Below are 21,516 nucleotides of genomic sequence, written 5' to 3'. Positions count from 1 at the left end.
GGAAAGCGGGAACCATCATCGGCCCATATATCATTTATGGCATAGGATGATTGTATGTTGGCATAGGGCTGTTCGGAAGAGGATAGCCCTGGGGAGGACATTCATACTGGGAAGGACATCCATACCGGGAAGGACAGCCATACCAAGGTGACCATCCGTACTGGGCAGGGCAGCCGGAGTGGGCAGGACGGCCGCATCGAAGAGTGCAGCCATATTGAGCCGGACAGCCGCACCGGAGGGTGCACCCATACTGAGCCGGACAGCCGTGCCTGGAAGTGCAGCCGCACCAGGGAGTACAGCCACACCATGGAGTACAGTTGCCTTGAGCAGGGCAGCAGTACCGGGAAGGGCGGCAACCGGACGGATAACAGCAGGGATGGCAGCAGTGACAGCAGCAAGGCGGGACCGGCGGAGGAACCGGTGGATTAAAGGGCTCCCACACAGCATAAAGGGTTACATCTGTTGCAGGCATCAGGAACGTATCCCCGTCCTGGTATACAGGCCCGGAACCGTCCGGATCCATGGACCAGCCGGCAAACACATAACCGGATCTGGAGAGATTTCCTGTATTCCCAAGGACAATCACGGTATCGCCCGCCTCATAGGCTTCCGGTCCGGCCGGGATTGTGCCGCTTTCAGCCCCGTTTCCATCATACACCACCGTGTAGGAGACGGGAGGGACGGCTTCCCACAGCGCGTATAGGACCACATTGTTTTCAGGCATCAGGAAGGTGTCCCCTCCCTGATAGACGGTTCCGTTTCCATCGGGAGTGAGGGTCCAGCCAATGAACCTGTATCCCGCGCGCACCAGGTTCCCTGTGTTGCCTAAAACCGTCACAAGGCTGCCTGCATAATAGGGATTGCCGGAATCCATAGGAATACTGCCTCCGGTAGCGCCGTTCCCATCATATGTTACGGTATATTCGGGAAGGGGAGCGGCTGTCAGTTCCACCGGAATATGGATTGTGTGGGTACTCTCAGAATCCAAAGACACAATCCCGCTGTCCATAGGACCCTGGCGGAAGGCTGTCAGTATGCCGGAACCGCTTAAAACTGCATGGATACCCTGGCCGTCAGGAGAACTGGCAACTGCACCGGATCCAGAGGTGATGCTCCAGGTGTAGTTCCTGTAATCTGTAATGTTTTTTCCTGTTTCATATGGAATCTGGTATGCTTCGTCGAAATATTCCGTCCTGGAATAATTCTCTATGATACGGGAATCCACAGCCGTTATGCTCCCTGCGGCTATAATGGCGCCGTAGCTGCCCTGGGAATCGGCGCCGTAGGCATAGGTATAGCCGTCCGCCGTGCTGCTCCGGGCTGTCAGGCTGCCTCCGGTATAGATACCGCAGCGGCTGCCTTCACCGCGTATCTGGCTGTTTACGGCAGCCAGCCCCTCATTTTCCACATAAATCCCATAACTGCCGGCGGTGGGGCTGCCTGTGGCGGTAAGGGTTCCGTCCGTGACGCGGACCGGGCCGGAGGAAATGCTGCGCAGGCCGTAGATACCGCCGGACGCAGTGAGGGTCCCGCCGTTGATTTCATATCCATAAACCATGATGATACCGGCATATGCGCCGGACTGGGCTGTTGCGGTAACATCTGCCAGGGGTCCCACGGCAATGCTGGCCTTATCGCCCTGGATCCCATGGGATATGTTCAGCCCGCCGCCAGTGCCTGAGAGGGAACCGTCCACAACCGCCGGGCCGCCAAGATAGACCCCCACCGCAGCGGTGCCGCTGACAGAGCTTCCGGCTGAGACCGACATGGCGGTGGCCATGGCGTGTCCGGCATCGCAGAAAACGCCGTAGGTACTGTAAGAGTCCATGGCCCCTTCACCGGAAATCCGGCTGTTTTCCGTGACCACGATATTGCCGCCGCAGTAAACCCCGTATTTGGAGGCGCCGAGAATGGAAGTATTCATTCCTGTGGTTTTTCCGTAGATGGAACTGCCTCCGGTTACAGTGAGGGTGTTGGAGAGTCCTGCGCAGTAGATGCCGTCATTCAGGCCCACGGCTTCAACGGACGCGCCGCCGCTGACCGTGAGGCTGCCGTAGGAGCGGATACCGCTGGCGCGGCTTAGGACAGGCGTATCCTGGTTATCTGTCTGTATGGTTCCGGGGCCTGTGATTTCCAGGCTGCCGTTAGGGATTGAAATCATTTTTGCACGGACCGGCTGTGTGTTCTGAAGCCGGATGGACACGGCGCTGACGGAAGGGGCGGTAATCAGGGTATCCGGCCCGATGGTGTCGGAAGAGACGGTGCTGCCGCCGTCCAGCGAATAGTATCCTCCGTCGTAGATGATCAGGGAATTACCGATGGTCAGGTTTCCCTGGATGGGATTGGCATAAGGCATGTTGCTCATGGTTTTACCTCCTTTTACCCTAAGGTATGTCCGTGGATGGACATTGGTGAAAATGGGTCTGTTATCAGCACCGGCGCGGGTATGCGCCGCCTTCAAAAACCGGATGGAGAAAAATTCTCCGCCCAAAACTTGCCAAAACAAACTAAATATGTTTTAATACTATAAGATGAAACGTACGTATGTACTTATTGGATATGGAGGATTGCAATGGCAAAGGAACAGTATAATGCGGACAGTATTACGGTATTGGAAGGATTGGAAGCAGTACGTAAGCGTCCGGGCATGTATATAGGAGGTGTTGGCTCAAAGGGCTTGAACCATCTGATTTATGAAATCGTGGATAACGCGGTGGACGAGCATCTGGCCGGTTACTGCAGCAGTGTCTGGGTAACCCTGGAGGCAGACGGTTCCTGCACGGTGCGGGATAATGGGCGGGGCATCCCGGTGGGGATGCACAAAAAGGGGCTTTCAGCTGCCAGGATTGTACTTTCCACCCTGCATGCAGGCGGTAAATTCGATAATGACGCTTATAAGACCAGCGGAGGACTTCACGGTGTGGGCTCCTCCGTAGTTAATGCCCTGTCAGAGCACATGGACGTAAAGGTGTACAGGGACGGTTATATCTACCATGACGAATACGAAAAGGGAAAGCCCATCATCAAACTTGAGAATGGGCTGCTTCCCGTTGTGGGCAAGACCAGGGAGACAGGCACCCGGATTAATTTCCTTCCGGACGGGGATATTTTTGAGAAGACCAGGTTCAAGGCCGAATGGCTGAAAAGCCGCCTTCATGAGACTGCCTACCTGAATCCCATGCTGACCATCTGCTATGAGAATAAGCGGGCGGGCGAGAATGAGAAGATCACCTACCATGAGCCGGAGGGCATCATTGCCTATGTAAAGGAACTGAATACGGGCAAGGCTGCGGTACATGACCCCATTTATTTTAAGGGCACGGTGGACAGGATTGAGGTGGAAGCGGCCATCCAGTTTGTGGATACCTTTGAGGAGAATATCCTGGGCTTCTGCAACAACATCTTCACACAGGAAGGCGGTACCCATCTGGCTGGGTTTAAGACCAAGTTCACCGCATTAATCAACAGCTATGCCAGGGAGCTTGGGATATTAAAAGAAAAAGATACCAACTTTACGGGAGCGGACACCCGCAACGGCATGACGGCAGTGGTGGCAATCAAGCACCCGGACCCCATATTCGAGGGACAGACAAAGACCAAGATGGCCAGTGCGGACGCTACCAAGGCCGTGTTCACCGTGACAGGGGACGAACTGCAGCTGTATTTTGACCGCAACGTGGAAGTCCTTAAGGGCGTGATTGCCTGTGCGGAAAAGTCTGCCAGGATACGCCGCGCCGAGGAAAAGGCCAAGACCAATATGCTGACCAAATCCAAGTTCTCATTTGACAGCAACGGCAAGCTGGCCAACTGTGAGAGCAGGGACGCGGATAAATGCGAGATTTTCATTGTAGAGGGAGATTCTGCCGGAGGTTCCGCAAAAACAGCCAGGAACCGCCGGTATCAGGCCATCCTGCCCATCAGGGGAAAAATCCTCAACGTGGAAAAAGCCTCCATGGATAAGGTCCTTGCCAATGCGGAAATCAAGACCATGATCAATACCTTCGGCTGCGGGTTCTCAGAGGGCTATGGCAATGACTTTGACATCACGAAGCTGCGTTACAATAAAATCATACTGATGACGGATGCCGATGTGGACGGAAGCCATATTGACACCCTTCTCCTTACATTTTTATACAGGTTCATGCCGGAACTGATTTATGACGGTCACGTATATATTGCCATGCCGCCCCTGTTCAAGGTGATTCCCAAGCGGGGCGAGGAGCAGTACCTGTATGACGAGAAAGAACTGGAACGCTACCGCAAGACCCACACCGGGGATTTCACCCTCCAGCGGTACAAGGGTCTTGGTGAAATGGACGCGGAGCAGCTGTGGGAAACCACCCTGGACCCGGAACGCCGGGTATTGAAGCGGGTGGAGATTGAGGACGCCAGGATGGCTTCTGAGATAACGGAGATGCTCATGGGAAGCGAAGTGGCTCCCCGCCGTACCTTCATCTACGAGCACGCGGACGAGGCGGAGATTGATGCGTAAAGCATTCCAAGCGCATAGGACAAGGAGAAGACAATAACATGGCTGAAAAGATAATAAGGACAGAATATAGCGAGGAAATGCAGAAGAGCTACATGAATTACTCCATGAGCGTCATTACTGCAAGGGCCATACCGGATGCCAGGGATGGACTAAAGCCGGTACAGCGCCGGGTCCTCTACGATATGAGCGAGCTGCGCCTGGACCACGATAAGCCCCACAGGAAGTCGGCGCGTATCGTGGGCGATACCATGGGTAAATATCATCCCCACGGCGACAGCTCCATTTACGAGACACTGGTTGTCATGAGCCAGGAGTTCAAAAAGGGAATGGCATTGGTGGACGGACACGGTAACTTCGGTTCCATTGAAGGGGACGGGGCTGCGGCCATGAGGTACACGGAGGCGCGTCTGGAGAAATTTGCCCAGGAAGTGTATCTGAAGGACCTGGATAAGACCGTGAACTTCATACCCAACTACGATGAGACGGAAAAGGAGCCGGAGGTCCTTCCGGTCAGGGTGCCCAACCTTCTGATTAACGGGGCGGAAGGCATCGCGGTGGGCATGAGCACCAGCATCCCGCCCCATAACCTGGGGGAGGTGGTGGATGCGGTCAGGGCGTACATCGATGACCCGGATATTTCCACGGAACAGCTCATGGAATACATGCCCGGGCCGGACTTCCCAACAGGCGGGATCATTGCCAATAAAAGCGAGCTTCCGGTCATCTATGAGACCGGGGCAGGAAAAATCAAGCTGCGCGGCAAGTTCGAGGTGGAGCTTGGAAAGCGAAAGGCGGATAAGGACAAGCTTGTCATCACCGAGATTCCCTATACCATGATAGGGGCCGGGATCAATAAGTTCCTGGTGGACATCGCAGATCTTGTGGAGAGCAAGAAGCTGACCGACGTGGTGGATATCTCCAACCAGTCCAACAAGGAAGGCATCCGCATCGTGCTGGAGCTGCGCAAGGACGCGGACATTGAAAAGATTAAGAACATCCTTTATAAGAAGACTAAGTTTGAGGATACCTTCGGGGTCAACATGCTGGCCATTGCAGGCGGGCGTCCGGAGACACTGAGCCTCAAGGGAATCCTGCGCAATTTCCTGGATTTCCAGTATGAGAACACGGAGCGCAAGTACAATGTCCTGCTTCAGAAGGAGATGGATAAGAAGGAAGTGCAGGAGGGCCTGATTACGGCATGCGACTGCATTGACCTGATTATTGCCATCCTCAGGGGTTCCAAGAACCTGAAGGACGCCAAGGCATGCCTGACAACCGGCGATGTGTCCAACATCCGGTTTAAGGTGCAGGGATTTGAGGAGGATGCGAAGAAACTGCATTTCACGGAGCGCCAGGCTTCCGCCATCCTGGAGATGCGGCTCTACAAGTTAATCGGCCTGGAAATCCTGGCCCTGGAGAAGGAACACAAAGAAACCTTAAGGAAGATTGCTGGATATAAGAAGATCCTTGGCAGCAGGGGAGAGATGAACCGGGTCATTAAGGATGACCTGGCCGCCATCAAGGAGGAATTCTCCGTTCCAAGGCGCACCCTTATTGAGGATGGCCCGGAAGCCGTGTACGATGAGAGCGCGGTCCAGGTCCAGGAAGTGGTCTTTGTCCTTGACCGGTTCGGATACTGCAAACTCCTTGACAAGTCCACCTATGAGAGGAACCAGGAAACCGTTGATACGGAACAGGTCCATGTAGTCCGCTGCCTGAACACGGACAAGATCTGCCTGTTTGCCGCCAGCGGAAACCTGTATCAGATTAAGGTCATGGATGTGCCTGCCGGCAAGCTGAGGGACAAGGGCGTGCCCATTGAGAACCTGAGCAAGTATGACGGCGCCAAGGACTCCATTGTCTATCTTACATGCGCCCAGGATTTAAAGGGCGCCACCCTTGTGTTTGCAACTAAGATGGCCATGGTGAAACAGGTCCCGGCAGAAGAGTTTGAAACCAATAACCGGATGGTTGCGGCCACCAAGCTGCAGGAGGGCGACCAGGTCATATCCATCCTCCCGGTGGAGGGACAGGAGGAAGTGGTGCTGCAGACCACAAGCGGCGTGTTCCTGCGGTTCCCGCTGGAGGAGATATCCGTCTTAAAGAAGGCGTCCAGGGGCGTGAGGGGCATTAAGCTGGCCAAGAATGAGGAACTGGAGAAATTATACCTGATTGGGGATAACCCTGTCATTGATTATAAGGGCAAGGAAGTCCACATGAACCGGCTGAAACTGGCCAGGAGGGACGGAAAAGGGAGCAAGGTGCGCCTGTAGGCATTTTCCTATCCCCTGTATTGGCCTGTCCGCATACAAATGGCAGGACGTGTCCGCATACGGGATACAAATGTGCGCAAAAGACGAATTTCCTGTTGCATTTTTACTGGATTTGGTATAGGATAGGGAAAGATTCCCCGATACAGGAATAATTCCCCCACAGATTAAGGAAGGGTTCCTCCACTGGCGGATGAAAAATGGACAATGAGGAGAATGAAGGGACTATGGAAAAGAAATTAAGAGTCGGCGTATTAGGTGCAACGGGTATGGTTGGCCAGCGGTTTATTTCCCTGCTGGAGAACCACCCATGGTATGAGGTGGTGACAGTGGCCGCCAGCCCGCGTTCCGCAGGCAGGACCTATGAGGATGCGGTGGGAGACCGCTGGAAGATGGCCACCCCCATGCCGGAGGCTGTGAGGCAGCTGGTTGTCATGAATGTGAACGAGGTGGAGAAGGTTGCGGCAGGCGTGGACTTCGTGTTCAGCGCAGTGGATATGACCAAAGAAGAAATCAAGACCATCGAAGAGGCATACGCAAAGACCGAGACCCCGGTTGTTTCCAACAACAGCGCCCACCGCTGGACCCCGGATGTCCCCATGGTGGTGCCGGAAATCAATCCGGAACATTTTGACGTGATTCCGTTCCAGAAAAAGCGCCTTGGCACAAAGAGCGGATTCATTGCGGTGAAGCCCAACTGCTCCATCCAGAGCTATGCACCGGCCCTGACCGCGTGGAAGGAATTTGAACCATACGAGGTGGTTGCAACTACATACCAGGCCATCTCCGGCGCAGGCAAGACCTTTAAGGACTGGCCTGAGATGGAGGGCAATATCATTCCCTACATCGGCGGGGAGGAAGAGAAGAGCGAACAGGAGCCGCTGCGCCTGTGGGGCAAGGTGGAGGACGGCGTGATCGTAAAGGCTGAAAGCCCTGTCATCACCTGCCAGTGCATCCGTGTTCCTGTGCTGAACGGACATACGGCGGCGGCATTTGTCAAGTTCAGGAAGAAAGTGACAAAGGAACAGCTGATTGAGAAGCTGGTAAGCTTTAAGGGACTTCCCCAGGAACTTGGACTTCCCAGCGCCCCAAAGCAGTTCATCCAGTATCTGAATGAGGATAACCGTCCCCAGGTAACGGCGGACGTGGATTTTGAGAATGGAATGGGTATCTCCATTGGCCGTTTAAGGGAAGACAAGGTATATGACTACAAGTTCGTGGGCCTGTCCCACAACACGGTCCGCGGGGCGGCCGGAGGCGCTGTGCTCTGTGCGGAACTGCTGACTGCAAAGGGCTATATCCAGGCAAAATAATTACCAGGAGGAGGAACATATGGCAATCGCAAAGGAACTATTCGGGACAATGCCGGACGGCACTGAGGTTTACAAGTACACGCTGGTAAATAAGAACAAGGTATCGGCTTCCTTCATTACCCTTGGAGGCGTGTGGGTGTCCATGATGGTGCCGGACAGGGATGGAAGACTGGGGGATGTGGTACTGGGATATGATGATTTGGACAGCTACAGGAAGAACCCGCCCCATTTCGGCGCGCCGGTAGGGCGCAATGCCAACCGCATCGGAGGCGCTGTTGTTACCATTGATGGCAAGGATTATCCCCTGGCTGCCAATGACGGACCCAATAACCTGCACAGCGGCCCGGACCTGTATCATGACAGGGTGTGGGCGTGCAATGCCTCTGAGACAGGGAAGGGCAGCAGGCTGGATTTCTATCTGGACAGCCCGGACGGGGACCAGGGGTATCCGGGCAATGCAAAGATTACCGTGAGCTATACCTTGACGGATGACAACAGTCTTGTACTGGATTATCATATGGTGTGCGATGCCGACACGGTGGCCAACTTTACCAACCATAGCTATTTTAACATGGCGGGCCATGACAGCGGGGATGTGCTGGGCCAGGAGGTATGGCTGAATGCCAGCCATTACACGCCTGCGGACCAGGTGTCCATTCCCACCGGGGAGATTGTCCCGGTAGCCGGCACACCCATGGATTTTACGCAGATGAAGCCCATTGGACGGGATATTGGCCAGGATTTCGAGGCCCTGGTGTTCGGAAAAGGTTATGACCACAACTGGGTGCTGGACCACCCGGAAGGCGAGCTGGCCCTGGCTGCAAAGGCCATGGATCCTGCCAGCGGACGCGTGATGGAGTGTTATACGGACCTTCCGGGCATCCAGTTCTATACAGCCAATTTTCTGAATGATGAACTGCCGGGAAAGGGCAATGCCCACTATGATTACCGCCATGCATTCTGTTTCGAGACACAGTACTACCCGGACGCAGTGCATAAGCCGGAATTTCCTTCCCCTATCTTAAAGGCGGGGCAGGAATATAAGACCACTACAATCTATAAATTCCTGACCGTATAAGACAATGGCAGGGGCGCTGATGGATAATCCGGCGCCCCTGTATTTATTACAAATATGTAACTAAAGTATGAATTAATTCCTCCCATCATTGCCACGGACCGGATTTAATGGTATACTATACGAATACGCGCTGTGACGGGCACTGGAAAATCTGCCCATTTTGCGCCGCGTATAGCAGAGAAAGCAAAAGAGGGATTGGATGTCAAAGTCATTATACATAGCGGAAAAACCCAGTGTGGCGCAGCAGTTTGCAGAAGCCCTTAAGATAAAGGGCAGGCGTCAGGATGGGTATATTGAATCGGATACAGCGGTTGTCACATGGTGTGTGGGCCATCTGGTGACCATGAGTTATCCGGAAGCCTATGACACGAAATACAAGCGCTGGAGCTTTCAGACCCTGCCGTTCCTTCCCAAGGAATTCAAGTACGAGGTCATTGGAAATGTTGCAAAGCAGTTTGAAATTGTCAAAGGTCTCTTAAACCGCCCGGATGTGGATACAATCTATGTGTGCACGGACTCGGGGCGCGAGGGGGAATATATATACCGGCTGGTTGCCCAGCTGGCTGATGTGAAGGATAAGAAGCAGAAGCGGGTGTGGATTGATTCCCAGACAGAGGAAGAAATATTAAGGGGAATCCGGGAGGCTAAGGATGAAGCCGAATATGATAACCTGTCGGCCTCGGCCTACTTAAGGGCAAAGGAAGATTACCTGATGGGAATCAATTTTTCCAGGGCCCTTACACTGAAGTACGGTCCGGCCCTTTCCAATTACCTGGGGACCAGGTTCACGGTCCTGTCCGTGGGCCGCGTCATGACCTGCGTGCTGGGCATGGTGGTGCGCAGGGAACGGGAAATCCGCAATTTCGTAAAGACTCCTTTTTACCGTGTCATCGGAAACTTTGAGTCACCGGGAAAGGATGGGGCGCCTGTCCCATTTGACGCGGAGTGGAAGGCAGTGGAAGGTTCCAGGTATTTCGGCACCCCACATCTGTACAAGGATAATGGATTCAAGGACAGGGAGCACGCAGAAGAACTGATTGCCATGTTAAGGGAAGAACCGCCCATGGAAGCAGTGGTGGTTTCCAAGGAGAAGAAGAAGGAGACAAAGAATCCGCCCCTTCTCTACAACCTGGCAGAGCTGCAGAACGATTGTTCCAAGATGTTTAAGATCAGCCCGGATGAGACCCTTAAGGTGGTCCAGGAGCTTTATGAGAAGAAGATGGTCACCTATCCAAGAACCGATGCCAGGGTGCTGTCCACCGCTGTCTCCAAGGAGATATATAAGAACATCGGCGGCCTTAAGAATTACGGCCCCATGGCGGAATTTGCCCAGGAAATCCTGGATGGCGGTTCATTTAAGGGAATAGCCAAAACCAGGTATGTGAATGACAAACAGATTACGGACCACTACGCCATCGTGCCCACGGGACAGGGAGCCGGGTCGGCAAGGAACCTGCCGCCGCTTTCAGAAAAAGTATATCAGGTCATATGCAGAAGGTTCTTAAGCATCTTTTATCCGGCTGCCGTCTACCAGAAGTACAGCCTGGAGCTGGAGCGGATGAAGGAACATTTCTTTGCCAGCTTCAAGGTGCTGGCCGAGCCTGGATACCTGAAGGTGGCGGATGTGAACCTGGCTAAGAAGACCGGCGTGGAGGAAACCTTTGAGGAGGGCCAGTCCGGCAAGGCCGGGGACGATGCCCAGAACCAGGAAAACACCGGGGAGGCGGAGGTACAGTCTCCAAAAGTTGACAGGACAGTATTGCTGCAAATGCTTGCAGATCTGAAAAAAAATGATATACTTACTCTTGTGGATCTGAATATAAAAGAAGGGGAGACATCCCCGCCCAAGCGGTACACCTCTGGTTCCATCATCCTGGCCATGGAGAATGCGGGCCAGCTCATAGAGGATGAGGAACTGCGCGCCCAGATTAAGGGAAGCGGTATCGGGACCAGCGCAACCAGGGCCGAGATACTGAAAAAGCTGTTTAACATCAAGTATCTGAGCCTTAACAAGAAAACCCAGGTCATTACCCCGGCCCTGTTAGGCGAGATGGTGTTCGATGTGGTGGAACATTCCATCCACCAGCTTCTGAACCCGGATCTGACAGCCAGCTGGGAAAAGGGACTTACCTATGTGTCAGAGGGCTCCATCACTTCAGATGAATACATGGAGAAGCTGGAGCGTTTTGTGGCAGGCAGGACAGTGAATGTAATCCGGATGAATAACCAGTACGATATGCGCAGGTTTTTTGATTCGGCTGCCGCACACTATAAAAGACAGGAATCTAATAAAAAGGAGAACTAATTTATGAAACTGGAACAGATGACAATCAAAGAACTTTTGGACACAAGCCATACAATTGCAGAGAAGCTGTTTGAAGGACAGGTATATCCGTGGGAAGTGCTTCCCAATATCGGGGCATTCATTGAGGAGATAGGGCCAAACCTGCCGGAGACCGAGTATAAGAAGGTGGGCAAGAACATCTGGATCCACAGATCTGCCAAGATTGCCCCTACCATTGCCATGGGCGGACCTATGATTATCTGTGCCAAGGCAGAAGTGCGCCAGAGTGCATTTTTAAGAGGCCGTGTCATCATCGGCGAGGGCGCTGTTATCGGCAACTCCTGTGAGATTAAGAACTCCATCATCTTTGACGGCGCACAGGTGCCTCATTTCAACTATATCGGGGACACCATCATGGGCTACAAGGCGCATATGGGCGCCGGCGCAGTTACCTCCAATGTCAAGTCTGACAAGTCCTTAGTCAAGGTCCATGCCGAGGATGGGGATGTGACCACGGGCTTTAAGAAATTCGGCGCAATCCTGGGTGACCATGTGGAGGTTGGCTGCAACAGCGTGCTGAATCCGGGAACCATCATCGGAAGGAATTCCAATGTATATCCCCTGTCCAGCGTAAGGGGCTGTGTGCCTGCTGATTCCATCTACAAGAACCAGGAGAACATCGTAATCAAAGAAGCCAGGGAGACAGAGGAAGCAGCTGAGCCCGCTGCCGAGCCGGGAAAAGGCGGACTGAAGGTCGTTAAGTAATAGGCCGTGTTTGAAAATGCATTCCTGCCCTTGTGCATATTAACCGAATTTGCCCTATCTATTTTGGCAGAATTTAATATTGCAATGTCAAAGACAGTCTGATAAACTTAATTACGTCTTAAGACAATCAATTGAATAACAGTGAATGAGGCTGTTACTGGTAATGCAGGCAAGACCAAATCATATGGACACATATAGTGTCTGTTATGTTTGGTCTTTTTTTGTGCACTTTTTATGAGTTTATCTGAGAACCGCGAGAGGAGAGATTGGTATGGATTACAGGAAAACAGGGCTGGAGGTCCTGGAGGCAGTTGGAGGAAAGGATAATGTGGCAATGCTGACCCATTGCGCAACCAGGCTCAGGTTTGGGTTCAGGGACAAAGGGAAGGTGGACCGGGAACGGGTGGAGGCAATACCAGGGGTCATCAGTGTGGTTGACAAAGGGGGACAGTTCCAGGTTGTGATTGGCAATGAGGTACAGACAGCTTACAGGGCCATCAAGGAAATTACCGGCGAAGGACAGGGCGGCGGTTCCCAGCCGGACGGTTCCCATGCAGGCGGATCCGCGGAAAAAGAGAAGTGGCTCACAAGGATCATCAGCATCATTTCCACTACCTTTACACCTGTGATACCTGCGCTGGTGGGCGGAGGTATGATCAAGGCGGTGCTGGCAGTGCTCACCCTTATGAACCTGGTGAACACGGACGGAAGTACCTACCAGATGCTGAACATGATTTCAGACGGCGCATTTTACTTCATGCCCGTGCTTTTAGCTTACGGCGCCGCAATTAAGTTTGAGTGCAGTCCCATCCTGGCCATGACGCTGGCCTGCACCCTGCTGCATCCCACCTGGAGCGGCATGCTGTCAGCCGGGGCGCCCATTACGTTTTTTGGGATACCGGTCATCCTATCGGATTATTCCTACAGCGTGCTTCCCATCATCTTTACGGTTTGGATCATGTCCCATGTGGAGCGGTTCGCGGAAAAGGTATCCCCTTCCATGATAAAGTTTTTCACTAAGCCGTTGATTACATTATTTGTGACAGCGCCCATTGCATTCCTGCTGGTAGGCCCTATCGGGGTATTCCTGAATGACGTCATTGCAGCCGGAGCTGAGTTCATCAACGGAAAGGCCAGCTGGCTGATTCCCGCGCTTATGGGCGCGCTGCAGCCCGTGCTGGTGGTATCCGGCACAGCCTGGGCCATGACACCCATTGCCACCATGCAGCTTACCAAGACGGGTTCTGAGATGATTAACGGACCTGGCATGCTGGCCTCCAATGTGGCCCAGGGCGGGGCAACCCTGGCGGTGGCCTTAAAGACAAAGAACCAGGAATTAAAACAGCTGGCAACCTCCACAGGCATCACTGCTGTCCTGGGTATCACGGAGCCGTCCCTGTACGGCGTCACACTGAAGTTAAAACGCCCCTTGATTGCATCCATGATCGGCGGCGGCATTGCGGGAATCTATGCGGGTCTGTCCGGATTGGTGCGGTATGCCTTCGTGTCCCCTGGCCTGGCGGCGCTTCCCGCCTTCATCGGCGAGAATCCCATGAATATTGTCCATGCGGTCATTACTTGTGTCATTGCCTTTGCGGCGGCTTTTGCAGCGGCCTGGGTGATGGGATTTGAGGAGCCGGAAGGGAATGGTAAGGAAGGAAAAGGCGGCACAGAGGAAAGCCCGTCCGTAAAGGCCGCAGCCGGACAGAAGGCATTTTCCATCCAATCCCCTGTAAGCGGCCGTGCGGTTCCCCTTTCAGAGGTCAGGGACGCCGTGTTCTCCAGCGGTGTCCTTGGAAAGGGCATGGCGGTCATACCGACAGGAGATACCATCGTATCGCCGGTGAAAGGACGGATAACCGCTTTCTTTGAGACAAAGCACGCCATCGGCATCACATGCGAAAACGGCGTGGAGGTGCTGATCCATATCGGCATTGATACGGTGAATCTCCAGGGAAAACATTTTACCGCCCTTGCCAGTGTGGATGACCTGGTGGAGCCAGGGACCCCCCTGGTGAAGATTGAGCGCCAGGCAATCCTGGATTTGGGATACGATCTGGTCACGCCCGTCCTTGTGGTGAACAATGGCAGCCTGTCCGAGGTGCTTACGACACAGCCGCGGGACGTGGAAGCAGGGATGGAACTGATGAAACTCTGCTGATGAAAGACATGCCAGGGAAACGGTATGGGAAGAAGGCTCTGGCAGGAACCAATGGGCCGGAGCCGCTTTCCCGGAGCTGTCCGGGCGCAGGTTTTGGCAGACGCATGAATTTGGATGCAGGAAAGGAAGCAGGAGATTAGATGATTTATCAGAGAATAAAAGAGTTTCCAGAGGATTTTTTGTGGGGCGCCTCCACCTCAGCCTATCAGGTGGAGGGTGCATGGGACGAGGATGGGAAATCGCCATCCATCATCGATATGTGTGAACATCCGTCCGGAACAGCGGATTTTAAAGTGGCAAGCAATCACTACCACCACTGGGAGGAGGACATTGCGCTCATGGGGGAGATGGGACTTAAGGCATACCGCTTTTCCGTGGCATGGACCAGGATACTGCCTGAAGGCACGGGGACGGTGAACCGGAAAGGTATTGCCTTTTATGACCATGTGATTGAAGCGTGCATGAAGCACGGGATTGAACCTGTGATTACCATGTACCACTTCGACCTGCCTTATGTGCTGGAGGAAAAGGGCGGCTGGAGCAGCCGGGATACCATTGAGGCATTTGTCCAATATGCAAAGGTACTGTATACCCACTTTGGTTCCAGGGTAAAATACTGGCTTACCATCAATGAGCAGAACACCATGATCCTCCATCCGGGAGCCATCGGGGTTCCTAAGGGAAAGGGGCTTCCTGACAAAAAAACACTGTATCAGCAGAACCACCACATGCTTCTGGCCCAGGCCCGGGCCATGAAGCTGCTGCATCAGATGTGTCCCGGCGCCAAAATCGGCCCGGCTTTAAATATAACGGCCATGTATCCTTTCACGTGCAGCCCTGGGGACTCCATTGCAGCCCATAACTGGGAATCCATCCGGTGCTGGAATTTCCTGGACGCTGCCATGTACGGGAGATACAACAGCCTGGCGTTTTGCTACCTGGAGGACAGGGGAATCGCGCCTTCCATCATGGACGGGGACATGGAAATCCTGTCCGGCGCCAGACCGGATTTCATTGCAATGAACTATTACTCCACAGCCACCATCGGAGCCAGCAGGGGAGATGGTTCTGATGTGGCGCCAAGGGCAGGGGACCAGCAGATCATGCTGGGGGAGCAGGGCGTGTACCGCCCGGAGGAAAACCCCTATGTGGGAAAAACAGAATACGGCTGGGTGGTGGATCCTGAAGGACTGCGCCTTACCCTGCGCAAGGTATATGAGCGATATCATCTGCCGGTGCTCATAACGGAAAACGGCATCGGCGCTCCGGATGTGCTGGAGGAGGATAAATCCATCCACGACTCTTACCGCATTGAATATCTGGCCGCCCACATAAACCAGTTGAGACTGGCAGTGACGGACGGCGTGGAGGTCATGGGATACTGTCCATGGTCTGCCATTGACCTGGTAAGCACCCATCAGGGCTATGGGAAGCGGTATGGATTCATCTATGTTGACAGGGGTGAGTTTGATTTAAGGGAAATGAAACGATATAAAAAAGACAGTTTTTACTGGTACAGGGACGTGATTGCCACAAATGGGGCTTGTGTGAAATAAAAATATCCGTTACAATCATATCTGCAAAGGGGGTGGGATTGTGAAGGTCCTGAAAATACTGAATAATAATTTCATATTGGTTGAAAATGCAAAAGGCCAGGAGGAAATCGTCATGGGACGCGGCCTGCGTTTCAAGACCCAGGTTGGAGGCAGATTGGAAGAAAAGGATGTGGAGCGCCGCTTTGTGTCCGGTCAGGGAGGAATCCTTAAGGATTACAGCCGGATGATAGAAGAGATTCCCCAGGAAACCCTGGAGGCCGTACAGGAGGCAGTGGACGCTGCGGGGAGCAGCCTTTCCTGTCCCCTGGACAGCCAGGCGTTCTTTACCCTTCTGGACCACCTTATCTACGCCATGGAGCGCTGTCAAAAGGGCATCGTTCTCCAGAACCGCCTTCTCTGGGAGGTGAAGAAATTCTATCCCAGGGAATACAGGGCCGGAAAAGATGCGGTGGACTATCTGAACCAGCGTCTGGGGCTTAAGCTTCCGGAAGAGGAAGCGGGCAACATTGCCTTCCATCTTGTCAATGCCCAGACAGAAGGCATGACCATGGAACGCACCATGTCATCGGTGAAAATGGTAAAGGACATCCTGACCGTGGTCCAGTTCCACATGAAAAAGGAACTGGATACGGAAAGCCTGTACTTCTCACGGTTTGTGACCCATCTGCAGTTTTTTGTCCAAAGGCTTTTAGAAGGCCGTATGCTGGAGGAGACGGATTCCTTCCTCTATGAGCAGATCAGCCGCCAGTACCCCAATGAACTGGAGGCCGCCATGAAAATCAGCGGATATGTGGAAAAGTCCACGAAGACCCTTATTACCCGGGAGGAAATCCTGTATCTGACCATCCATATCACGAGGGTGTTCCGGTGAAACAGCTGTATTCCAGTGAAACTGTATTCCGATGAAACAGCTGTATTTCAGTGAAACAATTAAGGCAGAGGATGTGCAACCTATGTTGCATCCTTCTGCCTTTTGGCATTATATCTTTTATTTCATTTTTTCTATTGTAATTCCTTAAAATTTCTTAAACCTACTTGGTTCCGAAAATCCGATCCCCGGCATCGCCCAGTCCGGGACAGATATAAGCGTTCTCGTTCAGGCAGCGGTCCAGATGGCCCACATAAACCTGAATATCAGGATGTGCCTTGTGGAGACGTTCAAGTCCTTCAGGGGCAGCGATGATTGCCATGAATTTAATCTTTTTGCCGCCGTGCTCCTTGATGAAATCCACTGCAGCCACACCGGAACCGCCGGTTGCCAGCATGGGGTCTGTCACAATGATGGTGCGCTCCTCAATAGGGTTGGGAAGCTTGCAATAATATTCGTGAGGTTCATGTGTCACCTCGTCGCGGTACAGACCGATATGGCCTACCTTGGCGCTGGGAACCAGTGCAAGGATACCGTTCACCATGCCAAGTCCTGCACGGAGTATGGGTACCACGGCCAGCTTACGTCCGGAAATCATAGGCGTCATACACGTCTCAATGGGGGTTTCAACCTCCACATCCTCCAGGGGAAGGTCGCGCAGGGCCTCATAACCCATGAGCATGGCAATCTCCTCAATGAGGGCGCGGAACTCGTTGGTTCCTGTAGCTTTGTTGCGCAGTATGGAAATCTTGTGCTGAATCAACGGGTGGTCAAAAATCATTACGTTATCCATAGTTGTAGCTGCTCCTTTATCTATTAGAATTAATGATAATTATATATCAAATATCTTATGATATCAACCAGAATGTTTTACCACGGTTATTTGGTTGACGGGTCAAATGCAACTATGACATAATCTCCCAGGGCATGGGGGACCGGCATGGAGAAGTAGATGGTTCCCTGCTTCTCATAGCTGAAGGACTCCGGCCACTGGGTGTCAGATGACAGGGGGAAATCCGCGCCGTCAAACACCGTTGTCAGTGTGTCGATATCCAGGGAACTTCTGTATTCCAGTACTGCGGCTTCCACATCGGCGGAGATACCGTTGAACTTCACATCGTCGCTAAGCACATATCCTGCCATGGTATAGGCATCGGTAAAATCATCAAACCCAAGATCCTGGACCTGCAGGAGGTTCACCGTGTTGGCATAGAACAGGTTGACCGGATAGGCTCCGCCATCCCTTGAAACACTGCCTGTATAGGTGGCGGTGACACGCTTGCGGTCAACGGATATGATTTTGCATTTGACGGAAAGGGTGTCCTTTGCCTCATCAATATCATTGGCCTTGATGACGGAAAGGGCATTGGATTTTAACAGTGCGTTGATCTTATCCTGATTCTGAGTATCATCCATGGTCAGGATGGGGTACTGGATTGAAACCTTGCCTGAGGTGTAGGTCCCTATATCCGCTGTCACGCTGGAAGCGGCATCCGTGCGCTCAGAAGTGGGGGCTGTCTCTGCCTCCGTGGTGGTGGGGGGCAGGGTTTCCCTGGGCGGTTCAGTGGCCGCCTCCGTGTGTATGGTTGTAAGGTCTGCCTTCTCCGGTGTCCGGCTTAAGATCAGGCCGATGGCGACCCCTCCGATTACCACGGCAGCACTGATTGCGCCGATTAATATTTTCTTGTTTGTATCCATCATGATTCCTCCTTTGTATTCCGATGCTAAATAATTATACATGATATTCATGGACGGGGTTTGAAGAAAAACTTACAAATTATTGAAGTACGGAGCCGGTGTCTAAAATCCTGGAAGAAACGTGGACATTAAAGAACTGGACAATAGGCCCCAGGCCAAATGCCGCCAGAAGGGTGCCAAGGCCGATGATACCTCCGGACAGCCAGCATATAAGGGCGCAGAAGGTATCCGTACTAATCCTGTACCAGAAATATGGCACATGAGGTTTCTTACCGCACCATATCAGGGAAATGCTGTCATAAGGCGCCACACCCACATTGGGATACTGGTACAGGGAAACCCCGAAGCTGGTTATGATGACCCCGGTTAAAACAGTGATGACACGTTGGATCATCTGTTCCGGAGTGCCGATGAAGGTAAGCCATATATCATAAAAGAAGGTTGCTATGTACCCCAACAGGAAGGCATTGATAAGCGTACCGGCGCCGATCAGTTTCCTGCCTGCGGCGATTTCATACAGGAACAGGACTGCATTGACCATCACAAGGAAAAGGGCGTATGTGATGCCTGTCCTGTCAGAAAGCGCCATGACCATGCCGCTGAACGGGTCATTGCCCAGGCCGGATAATTTGAATATGCTGATGCCCATTCCGAGAAAAACATTGCCTATTGTCATGACCGCAAAACGGCGCATTCCTATTTTCTTAAAATAGCCTGTTAACATGATCCGTAACCCTTCCATGCTCCTGCATAAGTGGAAATTATAAATTAGAATATCTTCCACATTATATTATATGGCAACTATAAAAGCAAGAGAGGATATGGAAAATCATGTAATAATAGCAGATAAGGCTTGACTCGAACATGCGTTCGTGATATTATGTATGTATAAAGAACATATGTTCTTAATGAGCATTTCAGGGATGTGATGACAGGAGCATATGTCATTTAAATATATGTCAATTTGAGAGAAGCTGTGGATAAGGAATGGAGTAAGGAGGTACCCGATGAAAATCACAAAGAACAATCTCAATGAAGTCATGTTTGAAAATCAGGATGCCAGACTGCTCATCGAGGACGTGGTGACCCATACAGGTGCAAGTCTTTATTACTATCATGATATGGAGATAACGGTTCAGAGGGCGCTGGATATCTGGTACAAGGCCATGGGCGCTGAGGAAGAAGAGGACAGGCCTGTCCCGCTCTTTGATTTTTCCAATAGGCTGCGCCTGGAGCCGCTTTTTGCATAATATATAGTATCATGGCAGAAAACTGATTATCATGGAGGAAGACAGATGGGAAACTACACGGGAGGGACTGCCGGATGCCCCGGGGCGGGCGGGGACATCAGCTTTGACAATTTATATCATTTTATCCGTGCCTCGCTGGTGGCGCTGCAGCCCACGGACGGATTCGGCGAAGCTGATTTCGTGTGTCCGGTGTGCGGCAGCCGGGCGCATATCAGAAGGATAAAGGGGGAGATTTACAATAAGGGAGAGATAGAGTGTCCGTGCGGATATTCCTTTCATTTTTAAGTGCCATATTGTATGTCCTGACCTGACGTGGTAAGATTAGGATACCAGGGAATGAATTTTTAAACAGGCCCCAGGTCATGTGTGAGGAAAAGCGATGAGGACACTTATTTTATATCCGTCTGATTATTTTAATATAAGGAAGCCGGATCCGGATTATGAATATGAATATAGGGAAGCAGTCCGCTTCCCTGATTTAATGGCTGTTTTTTATAATTATGATGAATTTGCGGTAACCGGCCGGCTTAAGTTTTATCCTGTGGACCTTAAGCCTGGCCCCTGTATTTACCGGGGCTGGATGCTTAAACCAGATCAGTACGGCTACCTTTATGACACCCTGCTGGAACAGGATGTCAGGCTGGTTAATTCACCGGAAGAGTACAGGCTCTGTCATGAATTTCCCAATGTTTACCCATATATAAAGGGGAGTACGCCGAGGATGACTGTTTTCAGGCAGGATGAACCGGTAGACTGGCAGGAGATAAGGAAGCAGTATGGACGTTTTCTGATAAAGGATTATGTCAAGTCAGTGAAAGGGTCTGACTTTCCCGCGTATTTTGATGCCAGCTATACGGACCAGCAGCTGGATGGATATCTGGAGCGTTTTAAAAACCTGAGAGGAAGTCTTTTTGACGGCGGGATTGTGATAAAGGAATATGTGGATCTTGCAAAGGTACAGGGCAGGACCAATGAATACAGGGCATTTATCCTGGATGGGAATGTGCTGTCTGTAACAGCCAACTCCAACCAGGACGCTTCACGGCCCAGGGTGCCCATGTCCCTGGTCCGTCAGTTCACCGGGTTGAACAGCCATTTCTATACAGTGGACTTTGCAGAACTGGAAGACGGTTCATGGACAATCATAGAAACAGGGGATGGGCAGGTATCAGGCCTGTCTCCGAATCAGCTGGTATTTCCATTCTATGAGGGGATAGCGAACCGCGGGTAGTTCCACAGGCGTTTGATACATCATCCATACCTGCAAAGTGCATAAAATTATTTTTCATCCATCCTAAAGTTTGTGCACACTTTTTTTAAAGCCTGTGCTATTATAATAGACGTAACCCCCCCAATACATTATATAGTTTTTGCTACACCCCATAAGAAACGAAATACCTTCTCCTAAAATGACCAGTTCCCCGACTGGTCATTTTAATTTTACCATTTTCCGTTTACTTTCATGGAATCTTTCTTTGTGTCATTGAATATAATATTAGGCCGGCATTTATATTGGCTGGGGAAAACATGTTGAAAGAGGGGGAAACATGACACAATTGGAATTAGTGGCAGAAGTGGGGGGAGAGGCAGCCAGGCTTGCATGGATATACGTTGAGGGCCTGCTGACATTGACGGAGCTGGTTAATATACTGGGGGAAAGAAAGGCAATGCTGATACATCAATATGTAAGTGACTGTGCGGTATGAATGTGGTATAATATTGAGGAAATCCGCATGCAATATCAAGAGAGGGAGATACCATGGAAGAACTGAAGGGAATCA

18 protein-coding genes are annotated in these 21,516 nt (G+C 52.0%); 14 read left to right on the top strand and 4 right to left on the bottom strand.

Features of this window, described 5'->3' with window-relative positions; translation table 11 throughout:
• Positions 1 to 34 precede the first annotated feature (34 nt).
• A complete protein-coding gene (locus tag MCJ35_RS10290; protein WP_240299469.1) occupies positions 35 to 2,365 on the bottom strand; it encodes an InlB B-repeat-containing protein in 2,331 nt (776 codons plus the stop codon).
• A gap of 207 nt (positions 2,366 to 2,572) precedes the next feature.
• On the opposite strand from MCJ35_RS10290, the gene MCJ35_RS10285 reads away from it, so the two are divergent.
• The 10 genes from MCJ35_RS10285 to licT all read left to right on the top strand — a co-directional run bounded on the left by MCJ35_RS10285 (position 2,573) and on the right by licT (position 16,790).
• Positions 2,573 to 4,492 carry a DNA gyrase/topoisomerase IV subunit B gene (locus MCJ35_RS10285; RefSeq protein ID WP_008716168.1) on the top strand — a complete coding sequence of 640 codons (1,920 nt, stop codon included), beginning with the start codon at positions 2,573 to 2,575 and terminating at the stop codon, positions 4,490 to 4,492.
• Positions 4,493 to 4,530: 38 nt separating this feature from the next.
• Entirely contained in the window at positions 4,531 to 6,765 is a 2,235-nt protein-coding gene (locus tag MCJ35_RS10280; RefSeq protein WP_025487224.1) for a DNA gyrase/topoisomerase IV subunit A, read from the top strand.
• Between the two features lie 224 nt (positions 6,766 to 6,989).
• Positions 6,990 to 8,075, top strand: coding sequence for an aspartate-semialdehyde dehydrogenase (asd, locus tag MCJ35_RS10275; protein WP_025487225.1), 1,086 nt, complete (start codon positions 6,990 to 6,992; stop codon positions 8,073 to 8,075).
• 19 nt (positions 8,076 to 8,094) lie between these two features.
• Positions 8,095 to 9,153 (top strand): aldose epimerase family protein, encoded by a 1,059-nt coding sequence (locus tag MCJ35_RS10270; RefSeq protein ID WP_025487226.1) that lies wholly within the window; start codon positions 8,095 to 8,097, stop codon positions 9,151 to 9,153.
• 199 nt (positions 9,154 to 9,352) lie between these two features.
• Entirely contained in the window at positions 9,353 to 11,458 is a 2,106-nt protein-coding gene (locus MCJ35_RS10265) for a DNA topoisomerase (protein WP_025487227.1), read from the top strand.
• 3 nt (positions 11,459 to 11,461) lie between these two features.
• Complete coding sequence (locus MCJ35_RS10260) at positions 11,462 to 12,202, top strand: LbetaH domain-containing protein (protein ID WP_008716159.1); 741 nt, start codon at positions 11,462 to 11,464, stop codon at positions 12,200 to 12,202.
• Positions 12,203 to 12,473: 271 nt separating this feature from the next.
• Positions 12,474 to 14,363 carry a beta-glucoside-specific PTS transporter subunit IIABC gene (locus MCJ35_RS10255; RefSeq protein ID WP_025487228.1) on the top strand — a complete coding sequence of 630 codons (1,890 nt, stop codon included), beginning with the start codon at positions 12,474 to 12,476 and terminating at the stop codon, positions 14,361 to 14,363.
• The gene (locus tag MCJ35_RS10250; RefSeq protein WP_155858526.1) at positions 14,363 to 14,503 is read left to right on the top strand and encodes a hypothetical protein; all 141 of its coding nucleotides are present in this window, start codon (positions 14,363 to 14,365) and stop codon (positions 14,501 to 14,503) included. Before MCJ35_RS10255 ends, MCJ35_RS10250 begins: the two co-directional genes overlap by 1 nt.
• Positions 14,504 to 15,919, top strand: coding sequence for a glycoside hydrolase family 1 protein (locus MCJ35_RS10245; RefSeq protein ID WP_025487229.1), 1,416 nt, complete (start codon positions 14,504 to 14,506; stop codon positions 15,917 to 15,919).
• Between the two features lie 40 nt (positions 15,920 to 15,959).
• A complete protein-coding gene (licT, locus tag MCJ35_RS10240) occupies positions 15,960 to 16,790 on the top strand; it encodes a BglG family transcription antiterminator LicT (protein WP_008716153.1) in 831 nt (276 codons plus the stop codon).
• Positions 16,791 to 16,950: 160 nt separating this feature from the next.
• Here the strand turns inward: licT and upp are convergent, their stop codons facing one another.
• The 3 genes from upp to MCJ35_RS10225 all read right to left on the bottom strand — a co-directional run bounded on the left by upp (position 16,951) and on the right by MCJ35_RS10225 (position 19,209).
• A complete protein-coding gene (gene upp, locus MCJ35_RS10235) occupies positions 16,951 to 17,580 on the bottom strand; it encodes a uracil phosphoribosyltransferase (protein WP_008716151.1) in 630 nt (209 codons plus the stop codon).
• An 86-nt stretch (positions 17,581 to 17,666) separates the two neighbouring features.
• Entirely contained in the window at positions 17,667 to 18,485 is an 819-nt protein-coding gene (locus tag MCJ35_RS10230) for a hypothetical protein (RefSeq protein ID WP_025487230.1), read from the bottom strand.
• A 79-nt stretch (positions 18,486 to 18,564) separates the two neighbouring features.
• A complete protein-coding gene (locus MCJ35_RS10225; RefSeq protein WP_008716146.1) occupies positions 18,565 to 19,209 on the bottom strand; it encodes a YczE/YyaS/YitT family protein in 645 nt (214 codons plus the stop codon).
• A gap of 283 nt (positions 19,210 to 19,492) precedes the next feature.
• Between MCJ35_RS10225 and MCJ35_RS10220 the strand changes: the two genes are divergently transcribed.
• The 4 genes from MCJ35_RS10220 to MCJ35_RS10205 all read left to right on the top strand — a co-directional run bounded on the left by MCJ35_RS10220 (position 19,493) and on the right by MCJ35_RS10205 (position 21,441).
• On the top strand, positions 19,493 to 19,735 hold the full coding sequence (locus tag MCJ35_RS10220; RefSeq protein WP_025487231.1) for a hypothetical protein: 243 nt from the start codon (positions 19,493 to 19,495) through the stop codon (positions 19,733 to 19,735).
• Between the two features lie 45 nt (positions 19,736 to 19,780).
• Entirely contained in the window at positions 19,781 to 20,020 is a 240-nt protein-coding gene (locus MCJ35_RS10215; protein WP_008716142.1) for a hypothetical protein, read from the top strand.
• A 94-nt stretch (positions 20,021 to 20,114) separates the two neighbouring features.
• Positions 20,115 to 20,966, top strand: a complete 852-nt coding sequence (locus MCJ35_RS10210; RefSeq protein WP_025487232.1) for an ATP-grasp domain-containing protein — start codon at positions 20,115 to 20,117, stop codon at positions 20,964 to 20,966.
• Positions 20,967 to 21,282: 316 nt separating this feature from the next.
• Positions 21,283 to 21,441, top strand: coding sequence for a hypothetical protein (locus MCJ35_RS10205; RefSeq protein ID WP_008716138.1), 159 nt, complete (start codon positions 21,283 to 21,285; stop codon positions 21,439 to 21,441).
• Positions 21,442 to 21,516 lie beyond the last annotated feature (75 nt).

Source organism: Enterocloster sp. OA13, from assembly GCF_022440595.1.
GTDB classification, from domain to species: domain Bacteria; phylum Bacillota; class Clostridia; order Lachnospirales; family Lachnospiraceae; genus Enterocloster; species Enterocloster hominis.
Note: the sequence above shows the minus strand (reverse complement) of the source record. Positions and strands in the feature narration are given on the sequence as shown.